Source organism: Robbsia sp. KACC 23696, from assembly GCF_039852015.1.
Taxonomy (GTDB): domain Bacteria; phylum Pseudomonadota; class Gammaproteobacteria; order Burkholderiales; family Burkholderiaceae; genus Robbsia.
Genome location: NZ_CP156626.1, coordinates 1,239,199 through 1,255,246 on the forward strand (window position 1 = coordinate 1,239,199; position 16,048 = coordinate 1,255,246).

13 protein-coding genes are annotated in these 16,048 nt (G+C 63.5%); 10 read left to right on the top strand and 3 right to left on the bottom strand.

Translation table 11 applies throughout. The features are described 5' to 3' along the window. Positions 1-11: 11 nt before the first annotated feature. The 5 genes from fba to ABEG21_RS05135 all read left to right on the top strand — a co-directional run bounded on the left by fba (position 12) and on the right by ABEG21_RS05135 (position 6,720). Positions 12-1,076 (top strand): class II fructose-bisphosphate aldolase, encoded by a 1,065-nt coding sequence (fba, locus tag ABEG21_RS05115; protein ID WP_347556172.1) that lies wholly within the window; start codon positions 12-14, stop codon positions 1,074-1,076. Positions 1,077-1,503: 427 nt separating this feature from the next. Beyond that, the gene (locus ABEG21_RS05120; RefSeq protein WP_347556173.1) at positions 1,504-3,828 is read left to right on the top strand and encodes a S8 family serine peptidase; all 2,325 of its coding nucleotides are present in this window, start codon (positions 1,504-1,506) and stop codon (positions 3,826-3,828) included. 170 nt (positions 3,829-3,998) lie between these two features. Beyond that, a complete protein-coding gene (locus ABEG21_RS05125; RefSeq protein ID WP_347556174.1) occupies positions 3,999-4,892 on the top strand; it encodes a phosphoribosylaminoimidazolesuccinocarboxamide synthase in 894 nt (297 codons plus the stop codon). A gap of 86 nt (positions 4,893-4,978) precedes the next feature. Next, positions 4,979-5,497 (top strand): 5-(carboxyamino)imidazole ribonucleotide mutase, encoded by a 519-nt coding sequence (gene purE, locus ABEG21_RS05130; RefSeq protein WP_347556175.1) that lies wholly within the window; start codon positions 4,979-4,981, stop codon positions 5,495-5,497. A 2-nt stretch (positions 5,498-5,499) separates the two neighbouring features. After that, positions 5,500-6,720 carry a 5-(carboxyamino)imidazole ribonucleotide synthase gene (locus ABEG21_RS05135; RefSeq protein ID WP_347556176.1) on the top strand — a complete coding sequence of 407 codons (1,221 nt, stop codon included), beginning with the start codon at positions 5,500-5,502 and terminating at the stop codon, positions 6,718-6,720. A gap of 71 nt (positions 6,721-6,791) precedes the next feature. Here ABEG21_RS05135 and dacB read toward each other — a convergent pair whose 3' ends face one another. Beyond that, entirely contained in the window at positions 6,792-8,510 is a 1,719-nt protein-coding gene (gene dacB / locus ABEG21_RS05140) for a D-alanyl-D-alanine carboxypeptidase/D-alanyl-D-alanine-endopeptidase (RefSeq protein WP_347556177.1), read from the bottom strand. A 209-nt stretch (positions 8,511-8,719) separates the two neighbouring features. Here dacB and ABEG21_RS05145 point away from each other — a divergent pair, with 209 nt between their 5' ends. From ABEG21_RS05145 to ABEG21_RS05165, 5 genes are all read left to right on the top strand, one after another. Continuing rightward, complete coding sequence (locus ABEG21_RS05145; protein WP_347556178.1) at positions 8,720-9,343, top strand: nucleoside 2-deoxyribosyltransferase; 624 nt, start codon at positions 8,720-8,722, stop codon at positions 9,341-9,343. Beyond that, positions 9,344-10,093 carry a response regulator transcription factor gene (locus ABEG21_RS05150; protein WP_347556179.1) on the top strand — a complete coding sequence of 250 codons (750 nt, stop codon included), beginning with the start codon at positions 9,344-9,346 and terminating at the stop codon, positions 10,091-10,093. A gap of 8 nt (positions 10,094-10,101) precedes the next feature. After that, positions 10,102-11,541 carry an ATP-binding protein gene (locus ABEG21_RS05155; RefSeq protein WP_347556180.1) on the top strand — a complete coding sequence of 480 codons (1,440 nt, stop codon included), beginning with the start codon at positions 10,102-10,104 and terminating at the stop codon, positions 11,539-11,541. Positions 11,542-11,662: 121 nt separating this feature from the next. Further along, positions 11,663-13,225, top strand: coding sequence for a DegQ family serine endoprotease (locus ABEG21_RS05160; protein WP_347556181.1), 1,563 nt, complete (start codon positions 11,663-11,665; stop codon positions 13,223-13,225). A 130-nt stretch (positions 13,226-13,355) separates the two neighbouring features. Continuing rightward, on the top strand, positions 13,356-13,826 hold the full coding sequence (locus ABEG21_RS05165) for a carboxypeptidase-like regulatory domain-containing protein (RefSeq protein WP_347556182.1): 471 nt from the start codon (positions 13,356-13,358) through the stop codon (positions 13,824-13,826). Between the two features lies 1 nt (position 13,827). Here ABEG21_RS05165 and ABEG21_RS05170 read toward each other — a convergent pair whose 3' ends face one another. Both ABEG21_RS05170 and ABEG21_RS05175 read right to left on the bottom strand, forming a co-directional pair. Continuing rightward, on the bottom strand, positions 13,828-15,051 hold the full coding sequence (locus ABEG21_RS05170; RefSeq protein WP_347556183.1) for an XdhC family protein: 1,224 nt from the start codon (positions 15,049-15,051) through the stop codon (positions 13,828-13,830). Between the two features lie 127 nt (positions 15,052-15,178). Further along, on the bottom strand, positions 15,179-15,838 hold the full coding sequence (locus tag ABEG21_RS05175; RefSeq protein WP_347556184.1) for a TetR family transcriptional regulator: 660 nt from the start codon (positions 15,836-15,838) through the stop codon (positions 15,179-15,181). Between the last annotated feature and the right edge of the window lie 210 nt (positions 15,839-16,048).

Consider the following 16,048-nt stretch of genomic DNA (forward strand, 5'->3'; position numbering starts at 1 on the left):
GGAGAAAAACCATGCCCATCGTCTCGATGCGCCAACTGTTGGACCACGCCGCTGAAAACGGTTACGGCCTGCCGGCTTTCAACGTCAACAACCTCGAGCAAGTCCAGGCGATCATGGAAGCCGCGAACGCGGTGAACGCGCCGGTGATCATGCAGGCATCGGCCGGCGCGCGTAAATACGCGGGCGAAGCCTTTCTGCGCCATCTGATCGAAGCGGCGGTGGAAGCCTATCCGCATCTGCCGGTCGTGATGCACCAGGATCACGGTCAATCTCCGGCCGTGTGCATGGCGGCGATCCGTAGCGGCTTCTCCAGCGTGATGATGGATGGTTCGCTGGAAGCGGACGGCAAGACGGTCGCGTCGTACGAGTACAACGTCGAGACGTCGCGCAAGGTGGTCGAGCTTGCGCACTCGATCGGCGTGACGGTGGAAGCCGAGCTGGGCGTGCTGGGCTCCCTGGAAACGATGAAGGGCGACAAGGAAGACGGTCATGGTGCGGAAGGCACGATGACGCGTGAACAGCTGCTGACGGATCCGGAGCAGGCTGCCGACTTCGTGCGCCAGACCGGTTGCGATGCATTGGCGATCGCGATCGGGACGTCGCACGGCGCGTACAAGTTCACGAAGAAGCCCACGGGCGACATCCTGTCGATTTCGCGTATCAAGGAAATCCACCGTCGTATTCCGAACACGCACTTGGTGATGCACGGTTCGTCGTCGGTGCCGCAGGAACTGTTGGCGGAAATCCGCGAGTTCGGCGGCGACATGAAGGAAACCTACGGCGTGCCGGTCGAGGAAATCCAGGAAGGCATCAAGAACGGCGTGCGCAAGATCAATATCGATACCGATCTGCGCCTGGCGATCACCGGTGCCTTGCGTCGCTACTTCGTCGAAAACCCGTCTAAATTCGATCCGCGCGACTACCTGAAGCCGGCCCGGATTGCCGCATCGCAAGTCTGTAAAGACCGCTTCATCGCGTTCGGTTGCGAAGGACAAGCCGGCAAGATCAAGCCGATTTCGCTGGAAAAGATGGCCGAGCGCTATAAGGCCGGTGAGCTGAACCAAGTCGTGAAATAAGCGTTGAGCTGCGATTCGTGGCGCTAAGCCAGGAATCGATCGCGACGCCGACTGGGCGCGCCTTGGCTTAACGGCCCTGCCGCCCCGATGCACTGCATCCCATGGGTCGGACCGATGTCCGGCTTATCGGGTGCAGTGCGCGTTTGGGGGGGGCGGATGCGGTTGCGCAAATGTCTTGCGAAGTCAATCATTTAGTATGACATAGTAATTTACATAAAAACCTAAGCGAATTTAGGTCTTGTCTTATAGAAAGAACGCCGTCGCGCCCTCAATAATCAGCTTATTTTTAGCGAGTGGCCGAAAAATGCGTTTCATAAGAAAACTGGGCGTGGTCTCGGTCACCGGGGCATTCATTCTCACTTCGACGCTTGCTGGCTGCGGCGGCGGGGGCGACGCGAACAAGCCTGCATCGGACGAAAATACTCCCTTGCAAAATGATAAGGAGGCTCCGGCGAAACAGGGCGACGCCGCCGAGCAGGAGCGCATCAACGGACTTGCGCAGAAAGCCAGAGAAGAAGCGGCACGGTTGGTCGAGCAGCGGAAGGCGCAAGAAGAGCAGGACCGTCAGACCGAGCAGCGGAAGGCGCAGGAAGAGCAGGAGCGTCTGGCCGCGCTGCGGAAGGCGCAAGAAGAGCAGGACCGTCAGACCGAGCAGCGGAAGGCGCAGGAAGAGCAGGAGCGTTTGGCCGCGCAGCAGAAGGCGCAAGAAGAGCAAGAGCGTCTGGCCGCGCTGCGGAAGGCGCAAGAAGAGGTGGACCGTCTGGCAGCGCTACAGAAAGCGAAGGACGAAGCGGCACGGGTCGCCTTGCAAGATCAACAAGAACGAGAACGACGCATCAACGTCGCAGCGAAGACGTTGTCGGATCGAAGCAAGGAGACAACACTGGCCCTGGCCGATGACATGCTTAAAAAGCACGATACCGGCGAAATCGGCACCCGTTTGAGAGCCGCGTCCGCGCAAGCGCAGCAAATTCAAACCGAGCTTCATTCGAAGGACGTCGTCAAGGACGAGGCGTTGCTCCTCCGGATACAGAATGCAAAGCAAACGTTGGCGACACTGTTGGACGAACGACGCAAATGGATTGCAGACGCACCAGCACGTGACGAGCAGAAACGATTGAAGGTCCAGCAGGAACAGGAGGCTAGGGAGGCGCAAAAAGCGCGAGAGGCGGAAGAAGCGCGGGCAAAGGCCCGGCGCGAAGCGGACGAGCGGCGCCGACAGCTTTTGGCGAAGCAGGAGCCCGATTTCTGTAATCCGGCTTCCGTGATGACTTACGCCAGCGGTGCTGCGGAAGATCCGTCGCAGGCGCTGACGCAAATCACGATCACCTTACAGCCGCAGGGCCAGAACGACGACGCGGAGGGGAATCGCGTGCGTGTCGACGCCGTACTCAAACGGGCGCTCAAGATGCATGCCGACGGTGCGCGCGACGGCGATCTCGGTGGCGCATTGATGCTGACGCGCGCGATCGACCAACAAGCGGTCAAGATCGATCGCTTCCTTCCCGATGGCAGTGCGGTGATCACGCTGGGGCAACGCGTGCCGAGTCGAGAAGTGCAGCGTCTGCTCGACTATATCGTCAGCGATCCCGACGTATTCGCCGCCGATCCGGACAGTGAAATCGTCGAGCACTACATCACCGCAGACCCAGGGACCGGGGCGTCTGTCGACGATCCGCGATGGCACTTGACGCGAATCAAAGCAGACGCAGCCCTGGCACTGCTGCCGGACGATGCTGCGCGTCAGGCGGTCGCGACGGCGGTGATCGACAGTGGATGGGTCAAGCATAGGTCGCTGACAGCATCCAGATACGAAGGCGGGGCGAATTTCTCGGCAATGCGTAAGACTTCACCGACCGCCCAGCAATTTCGGAACGTCGGGTTGATCGATCCGTCGGGGAATTCCGACGTAGACGACTTCTTCCATGGCACCGGTGTGGCGGGATTCATCGGCGCATCGACGACGCCGTCCATACCGGGTATCACGGCGAATGGCGTCAATCCGGGAAGCCGCCTGCTGCCGGTGATGATGGGCACCATGGGTCTCTTGATGCACAAGGACATGGCCAGCGATATGAGCGAAGCCATTTACTGGGTCGCGGGGAAGCCGGTCCCATCGTATGGCCCTCAGATGGTCAAGGTGCGTGTGATAAACATCAGCTTGGGCCGACCGACGAATGACCCGCGTAGTCGCGTCTTGGTGGCATGCCCCGCACCGTTGCAGCAGGCGATCACGTATGCAAACGCGCAGGGAATCTCCGTGGTCACCTCGGCAGGAAATAATGATTCGCCCGCATCGTGGTCTATTCCAGGCAATTGCGATGGTGTCATCGTTGTCGGCGGTACCGATGTCAACGATCGTCGTTTCCTGCGGCCTCAACGAAAATATGCGGGCAGCGCCTATGGGAAAGCCGTGACGATCAGTGCGCCGGCCGATGATGTCTGGTCGGTCACGATCGACAGTGCCTTCACGGTAAATGGCCGAGTAGCCAGCCGTACACCGATCGACGGGACGGAGTTCCAAACCAAGGTCATCGGCACCAGTTTTTCTTCGCCGCAAGTGGCCGGTGTCATCTCTCTGATGCTGGCGGCCAACCCGACCTTACGTCCGGACGAAATCAAGACCATACTGACGGACTCCGCCAATAAAACGATGCAAGACCTCCCGGATATCTGTCAGCGTCCGCCCGGTGCCGGTATTCTCGATGCCGAAGCCGCCGTGAAACGGGCGCGAAACGGGACCGCCGGCTAACGCAAGGGGTGACAGGGGGGCGGGGCCGAATATAGGTGGTCTGTTTACACCACGTTCTGAGCGATTTCGGCCCCCCGTCGGGCAAAAGTATTAAAATACGCCGTTTTCGCCCCCGGACCCGGCCAATGCGTGGCCCGGCGGCCTCCCGGACGACGACAGGAAGGACCCCCATGCCCTCGACGCTTTACGAATCGACAATCCGCTCGCTGCCGCTGCTCGGCCGTGGCAAGGTCCGCGAAAATTACGCGGTCGACGACGACAAGCTGCTGATTGTTACCTCGGACCGCCTTTCGGCGTTCGACGTCGTCATGGGTGAACCGATCCCCGCCAAGGGACGCGTGCTGAACCAACTGTCCGATTTCTGGTTCGCCAAGCTCGGCCACATCGTCCCGAATCACCTGACCGGCATCGCGCCGGAATCGGTGGTCGCAGCCGATGAGATCGACCAAGTGTCGGGTCGTGCCGTCGTGGCGCGCCGCCTGAAGCCAATCCTGATCGAGGCGGTCGTGCGCGGCTATCTGGCCGGCAGCGGTTGGAAGGAATATCAGGCGGATCAATCGGTTTGCGGCGTTAAGCTCCCGGCCGGTCTGCGCAACGCGGAAAAACTCCCGCAACCGATTTTCACGCCGGCCGCCAAGGCCGAACTCGGCGAACATGATGAAAACATCACGTTCGACGATGCAGCCAAGCGCGTGGGTGGCGATATCGCCGAGCAGATCCGCGACATCGCGATCAAGCTTTACACGGAAGCGTCGGCATTCGCCGCCACGCGCGGTATCATCATCGCCGACACGAAGTTCGAATTCGGCCTCGACGACGCCGGTCGCATCGTGCTGATGGACGAAGTGTTGACCGCCGATTCCTCGCGTTTCTGGCCGGCCGACGAGTACCAGGTAGGCTCGAATCCCCCGTCTTTCGACAAGCAGTTTGTCCGCGACTGGCTGGAAACGCAGCCCTGGGGCAAGACCGCACCGGCACCGGCACTGCCGGCCGACGTGATTGCCAAGACGTCGGAAAAGTACATCGAAGCGTTGACCCGCGTAACTGGCCAGGCCCTGCGCTGAAATCGGCAGCAGTACGCTTGAAGCGTGACAGCCGGCGCATGACGCCGGCTGTCCGCCGTCCGACTCCCCCAAATTGACTTGCAGCAATGAGCGAACAACAAACAGCCAAGCCGCCGGTGATCGGCGTCGTGATGGGTTCCAATTCAGATTGGGACGTGATGCGTCACGCGGTGGCGGTGCTGAAGGAATTCGGCATTGCCCATGAAGCGAAAGTCGTCTCCGCGCATCGGATGCCGGACGAGATGTTCGCCTATGCGGAAAGCGCCCGCGCCCGAGGGCTGCGCGCGATCATCGCCGGTGCCGGCGGTGCCGCGCACCTGCCGGGCATGCTCGCCGCCAAGACCACGGTGCCGGTACTCGGCGTGCCGGTGGCAAGTAAGTATCTGCGCGGCGTGGACTCCTTGCACTCGATCGTGCAAATGCCGAAGGGCGTTCCCGTGGCGACGTTTGCCATCGGCGAAGCCGGTGCCGCCAACGCCGCGCTGTTCGCGGTGTCGCTGCTGGCCGCCGATGCACCGGACATCCTCGAGCAGCTTGAGGCATTCCGTGTGAGGCAACGCAAGGCGGCGGAAGCCATGACGCTGCCGCTCGACGAGGAAGCGTGATCGTGAGTACCGATAACGTCCTACATCGCAAAGTGCTGCCGGGCGCCTGGCTCGGCGTGCTGGGCGGCGGTCAGCTTGGCCGCATGTTCTGTCACGCGGCGCAGGCGATGGGCTATAAGGTCGCCGTGCTGGAGCCGGATGCCGGCAGTCCCGCGGGCATGGTTGCCGATCGCCATATCCAGGCGCAATACGACGATCCGGACGCCCTCGAAACGCTGGCGCAATTGTGCGAAGCGGTAACCACCGAGTTCGAAAACGTGCCGGCCGCAGCGTTGGACAAGCTTGCCGAGACGGTGCGCGTGAGTCCGCCGGGACGTGCGGTGGCCATCGCGCAGGACCGCATCGCCGAGAAACAGTTTCTGGCGCAATGTGTCGGTGTCGCACCGCATCGCGTGATCGAATCGCAAACGGCACTCGATGCGCTGGACGACAGTGCGTTCAACGGCGTGCTCCCCGGCATCCTGAAAACCGCCCGCATGGGGTATGACGGCAAGGGGCAGATTCGTGTCGCGACGGTGCAGGAAGTACGCGATGGCTTCGCCCAGTTGGGTGGCGCTGCCTGCATCCTGGAAAAGCGTCTGTCGCTGGACTACGAAGTGTCGGCGCTCGTCGTGCGCGGCGCGGACGGCGCCACGGTGGTCTATCCAATCGCACAGAACACGCATATCGACGGCATCCTCGCGGAAACCGTCGTGCCCGCGCCCAAGCTGGATCTGATGACCGGCGGCTTGAGCCAGGCCCGCCTGGCGGCGCAGATCGCCGATCAGGCGCGCACGATCGTGACGGCGCTCGGCTATGTCGGCGTGCTGTGCATCGAGTTCTTCGTGTTGACCGATGGCACGCTGGTCGCAAACGAGATGGCGCCGCGGCCGCACAACTCGGGGCACTATACGATCGACGCCTGCGTGACGAGCCAGTTCGAGCAGCAGGTGCGGGCCATGACCGGTTTGCCGCTCGGCGATACCCGGCAGCATTCGCCGGCGGTGATGCTGAACGTGTTGGGCGATATCTGGTTTCAGAGCGGCAACGGCGAGACGGCACGCACGCCGGCCTGGGACATGGCTGCAGCGTTGCCCGAGGTGCATATCCATCTGTACGGCAAGGAAGCCGCACGGAAGGGCCGCAAGATGGGCCATATCACCGCGACGGGGCCCGATGCCGCCAGCGCAAAGCAGCGCGCCCGTCAGGTCGCGCAGGACCTCGGTCTGCCGACCGTCGTTTGAGCAAGGCGGTAGGCGCCGCCCGAGCGCGGCGTTTTACGCGCCGCGCCTTTTAGCGCGCGGCGCGCTTGCCGTCACTGCGGCTGGTTATACACCCACTCCAATAGCGCATCGTGCGCGGCGCCGCCGAGGGACGAGCGCGGGTCGTTGATGAAACTCACCACCAGATAGGGATGCCCGTTCGCGGCATAGACAAAGCCGGCGATCGCACGCACATTCGATAGCGTGCCGGTCTTGATCTGCGCATGTCCGGCAATCGGGCTGCGTACCAGACGGTGACGCATCGTGCCATCGACGCCGACCGTCGGCAGGGAATCGATCAGCGGTTGGGCAACCGGGCTATGGAAGGCCGAGTCCAGCATTTCACCCATCGTATCGGTGCTGATCCGCGCATCGCGTGCCAGCCCCGAGCCGTTGTCGATGACCAGACCGTCGGTTTCGATCTTGTTCTTCCGCAGCCAGCGCTTGACGACGGTATCGGCACCGTCCAAGGTTGCCGGCGGTTTGAACGCAACCGCGCCGATGGTCAGGTAGATATTCCGCGCCATCGTGTTATTGCTGACCTTGTTCATGCTCTTGACGATGTCGGTCAAGGTCGGGCTCTGATGCGCGGCGATACGCCGTGCGGCCACCGGGATCGTCGCCTCGCGTATCGCGCCGTTGAACGTGCCGCCGGCCTGCTGCCACAAGGCAAGGAAGCCGCCCGAGAAGAAGCGGGTGGGGTCCATCACGGCGATGTTGTTTTGCATCGGGCCGCAACGTAGCGACAGCGGCCCCTGGAAATCCACATTCAACGTGCCGTCGGGGCCATTGCTGATATGCGGTTGCGCGGCGGCCGTGCTGCGGCAGGGACCGCGGAACGGCCGGATATCGTTGGTGACGCGCAATTGCGACAGCGGCGGCGTGATGGACACTTGCGCATGGCCGTCGACATCGGGCTCGACGTTGATCGTCAACGATTTGAACGCATACAGCAAAGCGTCCGGACCGACGTTATACGGCGCATCGGTCGATTCGTCGATGATGTCGGCGCTGGCGGTCGAGGGATCGAAGTAATTCTTGTCGAGCACCAGATCGCCGTTGATGCGGTTGATACCGGCGGCGCGAATCTGATTGATCAGGTCCACCAACTGCTCGGGAACGAGGAAGGGATCGCCGGTGCCCTCGATATACAGATTGCCGTTCAGCACGCCGTTTTGCACTTGACCGTCGATGAAGGCCGACGTGGTCCAGCGGTAATCCGCACCCAGCATCGACAGGCTGGCGTAGGTCGTCAGCGTTTTCATCGTCGAGGCCGGCGCCATCGGGCGCTGCGTGTCGTAATCGAGCACGCGCTGATTCGTGTCCAGGCGCACCACCAGGGCGCTGACCGATGAGACCGGGATATGCCCCAGTGCCAGTCCGCGCATCACCGCCGGCGGCAAGGGGCCGGCAGGCACGTCGATGTGACGGCCGCGCGCGGGAACGCTGGCGGCACGGGCGTTAAGACGCGCCGTGGACTCGGCCGCCGCGACGCGCGCCTTTGGCGACGGTTCGTCGGACCGTCGGGCGCGCGCGTGACGCTTCTTCGGCGTGTCGGCGTGGGCCGCGACGCGCACGACGTGCGCCCCGTGGCGCTTCTCCGTCGGCGTGGCCGTTGTTTGCGCCGCCGACGCGTTCAACGCGGCGCAGGCCAAGGCGAGCGCCGTGACGGCAGAGGCGGCCGCGCGTGGCGGCGATCCGACGAGGGCCCGCACACGGCCGGCCGCAGCGGGAGGAAAACGGAAAGGCGACAAACCGGAAAAACGCAGCACGAAAGATCAACTCGACTGAAAGGGACCGGCGGCAGGCGGCGGTCGGGAGAGGATCGGACATTGTAGACATAAGTTGCCGCTGCTGGCTTACATGCGGCTTGCTCGCGCGCGGCAATTCGCCTCCTTTCGTGACAATTCGTTAGGGCCTTGCGCGAGCGGTCGGTCGGCACGCTACACTCCCCACTTCGTTTGCTCCGTCTCATGCCGCCATGCAGGCCCCTTTGAAAATCTATTTGGCCGGACCCGATGTGTTTTTTCGCGATCCGATTGCCCGTGGCGCGGCGTTGCGCGCGCGTTGCGCCGCTTTCGGCTTCGCGGGCCATTTCCCGTTGGACGCGGCGCTGCCGCCCGACGCGGACGACATCGTGCAGCCGGACGGCAGTACCGCTTTGCCGCCGACGCCGGGGAGCGCGATGCGTATCTATCGCGCGAATATCGCCCTGCTGCGCGGCTGCGACGCCGTCATGGCCAATGTGCAGGATTTTCGCGGCGCCGAGCCCGATTCCGGCACCGTCTTCGAAATCGGCTATGCGGTGGCGCTGGGGCTCCCCGTCTGGGCCTATGGCGCACCGGACAAGCCGATCAGCGAGCAGGTGGCCCACGACGCAGCGGGGCGGGATAGCGCGGACTGGCAGGTCGAGGACTTTGGCTTGCCGCGTAATCTGATGCTGTCTTGCTCGAGCCGTGTGGTTGCGGGCGGCGTCGATGCCTGCTTGGCGGATATGCGGGCGGTGCTGATTGCACGGACCCAGCCTTTCGTGCCGGGCTGGATAGGCGCTAACTGGGACAGGGGCGCAACGCAGGCCGATGCGATGCCCGAGGGAGCACGATAAATGCGGATTTTGCTGGTAGAGGATGATCGAATGATCGCGGACGGCGTGCGTAAGGCGTTGCGCGCCGACGGCTGGGCGACCGATTGGGTCGCCGATGGCGCAGCGGCCTCGTCGGCGCTGGGGCTCGAACAATACGATCTGGTGCTGTTGGATCTCGGATTGCCGAAGCGCGACGGCCTCGACGTGCTGCGCAGCCTGCGCGCCTCGGGCAACAAGGTGCCGGTGCTGATCTGCACCGCGCGTGATGCGGTGGCCGACCGTGTCAGCGGGCTTGATGCCGGCGCCGACGATTACCTCGTCAAGCCATTCGACCTCGACGAGCTGGCCGCGCGGATGCGCGCGCTGCTGCGGCGCCAGGCCGGACGTGGCGAGCCGGTGATGCGTTTCGGCGCGTTGACGATCGATCCGACGTCCCGCGAGGTCGCCGTGGACGGTACGACGGTCGCCCTTTCCGCGCGCGAATATGCGCTACTGGAGGCGCTGACGGCACGGCCGGGCGCGGTGTTGTCGAAAGCGCAGCTCGAAGAGAAAATCTATGGCTGGGGCGAGGAAATCGGCAGCAACGCCGTCGAAGTTTATGTTCACGCGCTGCGCAAAAAGCTGGGCGCCGATTTCATTCGGACCGTGCGCGGCCTCGGCTATCTGATTCCGCGGCAAGGCGCCGAGGGCAACGGCACCGGCGGAACGACGTCGGCCACGTCCGCCACGCCCACCGCCGCGCCGGATGCGTCCGGTCGGGCGGGAGAGTAAGGGCGCCGATGCGATCGATTCGACGGGTTTTGCTGTTCTGGCTGCTCGGCATCGTCATGCTGGGTATCGTCCTGGCCGGCGTGCTGATCTACCGACAGGCGCAGGCCGAAGCCAATGCGCTGTTCGATTATCAACTGCAACAGACGGCGGCGGCGCTGCCCTCGGAGCCGTTTTCCTCGGTTCTCGGCAATAACGCGGCGAGCAGCGACGGCGTGGTGATCCAGATCTGGAGCCGCGACGGCGCGCAACTCTACTATTCCCATCCCCGTTCGCCGCTGGCGCCGCGTGCGGAACTCGGTTTTTCCACCGAGCACACCCCGAGCGGCGACTGGCGCGTCTACAGCGCGATCGTCGGCGACAACGTGGTCCAGCTGGCGCAGCCGATGGCCGTGCGCAGCCTGTTGGCGGCGGAAACCGCCTGGCGGACCGTCTGGCCGCTGGTGGTATTGTTGCCCGTCATGGGCATTGCCGTGTGGCTCAGCGTCGGCCGCGGCTTGCGGCCCTTGTCGCGGCTGGCGCGGGCATTGGAGGCGCGCAAGCCCGAGGCGGTCGATCCGCTGCCCGAGCGCAATGTGTCGCCGGAAATCCGCCCCGTGGTACAGGCGCTGAATGGTTTGCTGCAGCGCTTGAGCGTGGCTTTCGATACGCAGAAAGCCTTCGTCGCCGACGCCGCGCACGAGTTGCGCACGCCGCTGGCCGCGCTGCGGATCCAGACCCAGTTGCTGGAGCGTGCGAGCGACGACGTCGCACGGCGCGAAGCGTTGACCGATCTCAAGCACGGCGTCGAACGCGCCACGCGTCTGGTCGAGCAACTGCTGTTGCTCGCCCGCTCGGATATGGCGCCGTCGGTGGGCGACGCCGGCGCGCGAAACGTCGGCGCGCGTACAGACAGCGCGGCGGCGTTGCCGCCTGGCGGCTCCGGCGGCTCCCCTGTCACGGGTGTCATCGTGGGCGAGGCGGGCAAGGGGAGCGGGAACCCCGACCTGCGCGTCATGGTCGAGTCCTGCGTCGCGCTGTTGGCACCGTTGGCGATCGACAAGGGCGTCGATCTGGGGATGGGAAGCGCGGAAAGCGTTCGCATCGACGGCGATGCCGACGATTGGCAGGTCCTGATCGGCAATCTGCTCGACAACGCGGTCAAATACACGCCGGGCGGCGGCCGCGTCGATGTGTCGCTCGGGCCCTGCGACGGAGGCGCCTGGCTCGAAATCGCCGACACCGGACCGGGCATTTCGGATGCCGACAAAACCCGCGTATTCGATCGGTTCTATCGCTCGCCCGATGCCACGCATGCCGATAATCCGGTGAACCCGCGCGGCAGCGGCCTGGGACTCGCGATCGTGAAACGGATCGCCGATCGTTACGCCGCCGAGATCACCCTCGCGGACCGCGCGCCGCATGGCTTGACGGTCCGTGTGCAGATAGCCGGGTCGCAGCGCTCGGTCTGAATTTCTAGTCGCCGGCAATGAACCGGCACGACGTTGCGACCGTGCTTAAGTTCCGTTTAAGCGCTTGCTCGTACGCTTGATACCAAGGGCAGCACATGCTCATCGGATCGAGGAGTCGAGAATGAAGCAACGGACATTCAAACGCACCGCGCTGGCAGGCGTGCTGACATTGGCGGTGGCGGGCGGCTATCTGGCCGGCACGCACCATTACGAAACGAATTTCGTCGAGCCGGCGCACGCCGCGCCCAGCGTCCCCGCGCCGGCATCGGCTCCGGCGCCGCAAGCAGCGCAGACAGCGCCCGCGCAGCCGGCATTGATGCCCGCCGAAGCAGCCCGACGTACCGGCGTGCCGGACTTTTCGGGCCTGGCGGAGACCTATAGTCCTGCCGTGGTGAACATCAGCGCGAAGCATGAGGTGCGCGCCTCGTCGAAGCGTGGACAATCGCAGCAACAGCTGCCGATCAGCCCCGACGATCCGTTCTACCAGTTCTTCAAGCACTTCTACGGCGACGTACCGAATCAGCAGCAGCAAGATGCGCCGAGCATGAGCCTGGGCTCCGGTTTCATCGTCAATGCGAACGGCTATATCCTGACCAATGCGCACGTCGTCGACGGGGCGAATGTCGTCACGGTCAAGCTGACGGACAAGCGTGAGTTCCGCGCCAAGGTGGTGGGCGTCGACAAGCCGACCGATGTCGCCGTGCTGAAGATCGATGCCAAGGATCTGCCGACGGTGCAGATCGGCGATCCGAACAAGAGCAAGGTCGGTCAGTGGGTCGTGGCCATCGGTTCGCCGTACGGCTTTATCAACACCGTGACGTCGGGGATCATCAGCGCGAAATCGCGTTCGCTGCCGGACGACACCTATGTGCCGTTCATCCAGACCGACGTGCCGGTGAATCCGGGTAATTCCGGTGGTCCGCTGTTCAACCTGGATGGTCAGGTCATCGGTATCAATTCGATGATCTACAGCCAGACGGGCGGCTTCCAAGGTCTCTCCTTCGCCATTCCCATCGACGTGGCGATGAAGGTCGAGCAGGCGCTGGTCAAGGATGGCCATGTGAGTCGCGGCCGGATCGGCGTGACGATCCAGGAAATGAACCAGACACTGGCAAACTCCTTCGGTCTGCCGAATTCGAATGGCGCGCTGGTCGCGTCCGTCGAACCGGGCGGTCCGGCGGCGAAGGCTGGTATCAAGCCTGGCGATGTGATCCTGTCGGTCAACGGCGATACCGTCGAGGATTCGGCGGCGGTGCCGGCCGAGGTGGCCAATATCGCACCGGGATCCAAGGCATCGATCGTGGTGTGGCGCGATAAGGCGCGCAAGACGATCGACGTGACGGTGGCCAAGCTGGGCGCCAAGGACGGCGATGCGAAGCCGACTGCAACGCCGGATCAGCCGCAAGGACGCCTGGGCGTTGCGGTTCGGCCGCTGACGCCGCAGGAACGCGATCAGGCACAGATCAGCGGCGGCTTGCTGGTGCAGCAGGCGGTGGGTGCGGCGGAGAATGCCGGTATTCAACCGGGGGACGTGATCCTCTCGATCAACGGTTCGCCGGTCACGACGGTGGCGCAATTGCGCGATCGAATCGCCCAGGCCGGCAGCAGCGTGGCCTTGTTGATCCAACGCGACGACTCGCAGATTTTCGTCCCGGTGGATTTGAGCGGCGCGGCTAACAATTAAGCCTGTGGCGTGCCGGCGATCTAGCTGGCATCGCTTTTGCATGGTCGGATCGATAGTTCGGCGGCAACCCAGTCCCTGGGTCCGCCGACGGTCTGATCCCAAGCAAACAATAAATGAGGAGAAAACACCGATGGTTGAACGATCGAAGCCCCTTTCCGCAAGCGGATGGACGAAGGGCGCCAGCGTCCTGGCCTTTACGCTGGCGGCAACGCTGACGGCAGTTGCACCGGCGGTGCATGCACAGTCGACCGATCAGGGCAGTCTGCCCGCCGCGGCGCAGCAAGGCGATGTGACCTTCCTGTCGGGCGGTGTCGGTAAGGACGAGTCCGATGCGATCAAAAAAGCGGCGGCGCATTGGCCGCTGTCGCTGAGCTTTATCGGCGGCGACCGTAACTTTGTTGCCGATGTTGCGGTGAAGATTACCGACTCGAAAGGCGCGACCGTGCTGGAAACGTCGGCGAAGGGCCCGTATATGCTCGTGCGCCTGCAGCCGGGCCACTATACGGTGCATGCCACTTACGCCGGCAAGGAAGTCTCGCACACGACGAACGTGACCAGCAAAGGCCATGCACGCCTGAGCTTCAGCTGGAAGCACGCATAAATCAGAGGCTGTCCGCCTGAGCGATATCGCCAGGCGGCACCAAACCGCAGGCCGGCTTGTCGTCGGGCCCGTGCGAAACCGAACGTTCCGGTTTTGCACGGGCCCGAATCGCATGGGACTGCAGAACCGGCACATTGTGACGGTAGGCGGTGACCTCGGCGAGAATCGAGACGGCGATTTCGGCCGGGGTCTGCGCGCCCAGGTAGAGGCCGACCGGCGAATGGAGGGTGTCCAGTTGCTCGGGAGAGACGTCGAACAAGGCAAGACGGGCGACCCGTTGTTCGCGATGTCCGCGGGATCCGATGGCGCCCACGTAGAAAGCCTCTGACTGTAGCGCATCGATCAGCGCGAGGTCGTCGAGTTTCGGATCGTGCGTTAGCGCGATGATGGCGGTGCGGGCGTCTACCCCCATGCCGAGCACGACGTCGTCCGGCATGGCGCGAGTCAGATCCACTCCGTCGACCTCCCATGAACCGGCATACTGTTCGCGCGGTTCGCAGACGATGACCTGATAGCCCAGCGGCACCGCCATCCGGGCCAGGTGCGAGGCGATCTCGCCGGCACCGATCAATACCATCCGATAGGCGGCGCCGTGCAGCGTGGTCAAGGTCTTGCCGTCGAACGCGAAATCACGCGGCTGGACGGCCGTTATATCGGCATCGACGTCCGTGCTGGAGTCGGTCGCCCCGACGGTGTCGTCCGGTTCGTGATGCGCAGCCCCCGACGTGCCGTCGCGCAACCGTACCGCCCCGGTTCGCATATCGAGATCGCGGCAGAGCAGCGTGCGTCGGAAGCCGAGTGGCGCCACGGCCGCGACGCCGGTGATTTCCTCGGCCGTCCGCGGCGGTGCGGGCTGGCGCAGCGCCGCTATCAAGTCGGCGAGTGCGCTGCGTGCACCGATCGGTTCCAGCACCAGCACCAGGGTGCCGCCGCACGGTAGACCGAAGCGCTGGGCCTCCTCTGCATCCACGCCGTAGCGCACCACGCAGGGCAGCCCATCGTCCGGCGTCAGTACGCCCCGGATAGCGCGATCGGCCAGATCGTCTTCGATACAGCCGCCGGAGACGGAGCCGACGATGAGGCCATCATCGCGTACCGCGACCATCGATCCCACGGGGCGCGGTGCGGAGCCCCATGTCCGAACCACCGTTCCCAATATGACGCGCTGACCCGCTCGACGCCATTTTTCAGCGGTTTCGATCACAGTGAGGTCGACGTTGTCCATGCGAGGCGCACCTTGTTCGAGAGAGTCCGGGCGCACGGGGATCCGCAGCCTATATCAAGCGACACTAGCAGCAAAATTCACGCCACGCAGCGTGAGAACAGGCGGGAACCGCCGGCGCCGCAGACAGCTAGGCCAATCCGGTGCCGGCCTGCGGGAGATGCAGCAGGGCGGGGGAGCGGCGCAACATGTCGACGAATCCGTCGATCAGCCGCTGCGCATCGTCGAGCAGCGCCCGAGGCGTGTAGGCGGCCATGTGGTCGGTCACCGTACCGACAATCATCGCATGAAGAAACGAGGCGGCAAATGCCGTATCGAGCGTATCGGGCAATTGGTTTTTATCGACCGCATTGGCCAGCGCGCGCTGCATCGCATCGATCGTGCGGCGCGCATTGTCGCGCTTGCGCTCGATGACTGGCTGCATATCCACCGTATGTTCCCACTTCAGCACCAATATTTCGATCACGGTGCGACGGCGCGGGTTCTGGACGATATCGAGCAGACATTGCACCAGAATCGCGCGCAGACGGCCGAGCGGATCCGGCTCTCGCGCATCGATCGACTCGGCCATCAGTTCGTCGAGCGGCAGCAGTTCCCGATCGACCATCGCGACGAACAATTCACACTTATTTTTGAAATGCCAGTAGATTGCTCCACGGGTCAAATCGGCCGCGCCGGCGATGTCCGCCAGGGAAGTGTGCGCGACGCCGCGCTCGGAGAACATGCGCTCCGCGGTGTCGAGGATCAGATTGCGGGTCTCTAGCGCTTCTTCTTTCGTTCTTCTGGGCATGGCGCGCCTGCGCTGATCTCAAAAAAGTTGACGGTCTTTCCGGCGCTTGCTTACGGGCGTCGGCCGGCCCTCAGCACAGCCGGGTAGGCACGTCCTGCGGCGTTTTGCCATTGGGGAATTAATGCACGGTAATACATACATTAGTGAATGTATATATAATAACATCCACTCTGCGCGGAGGCATCTGTTTTTAAAGACAATTTTAAGAAC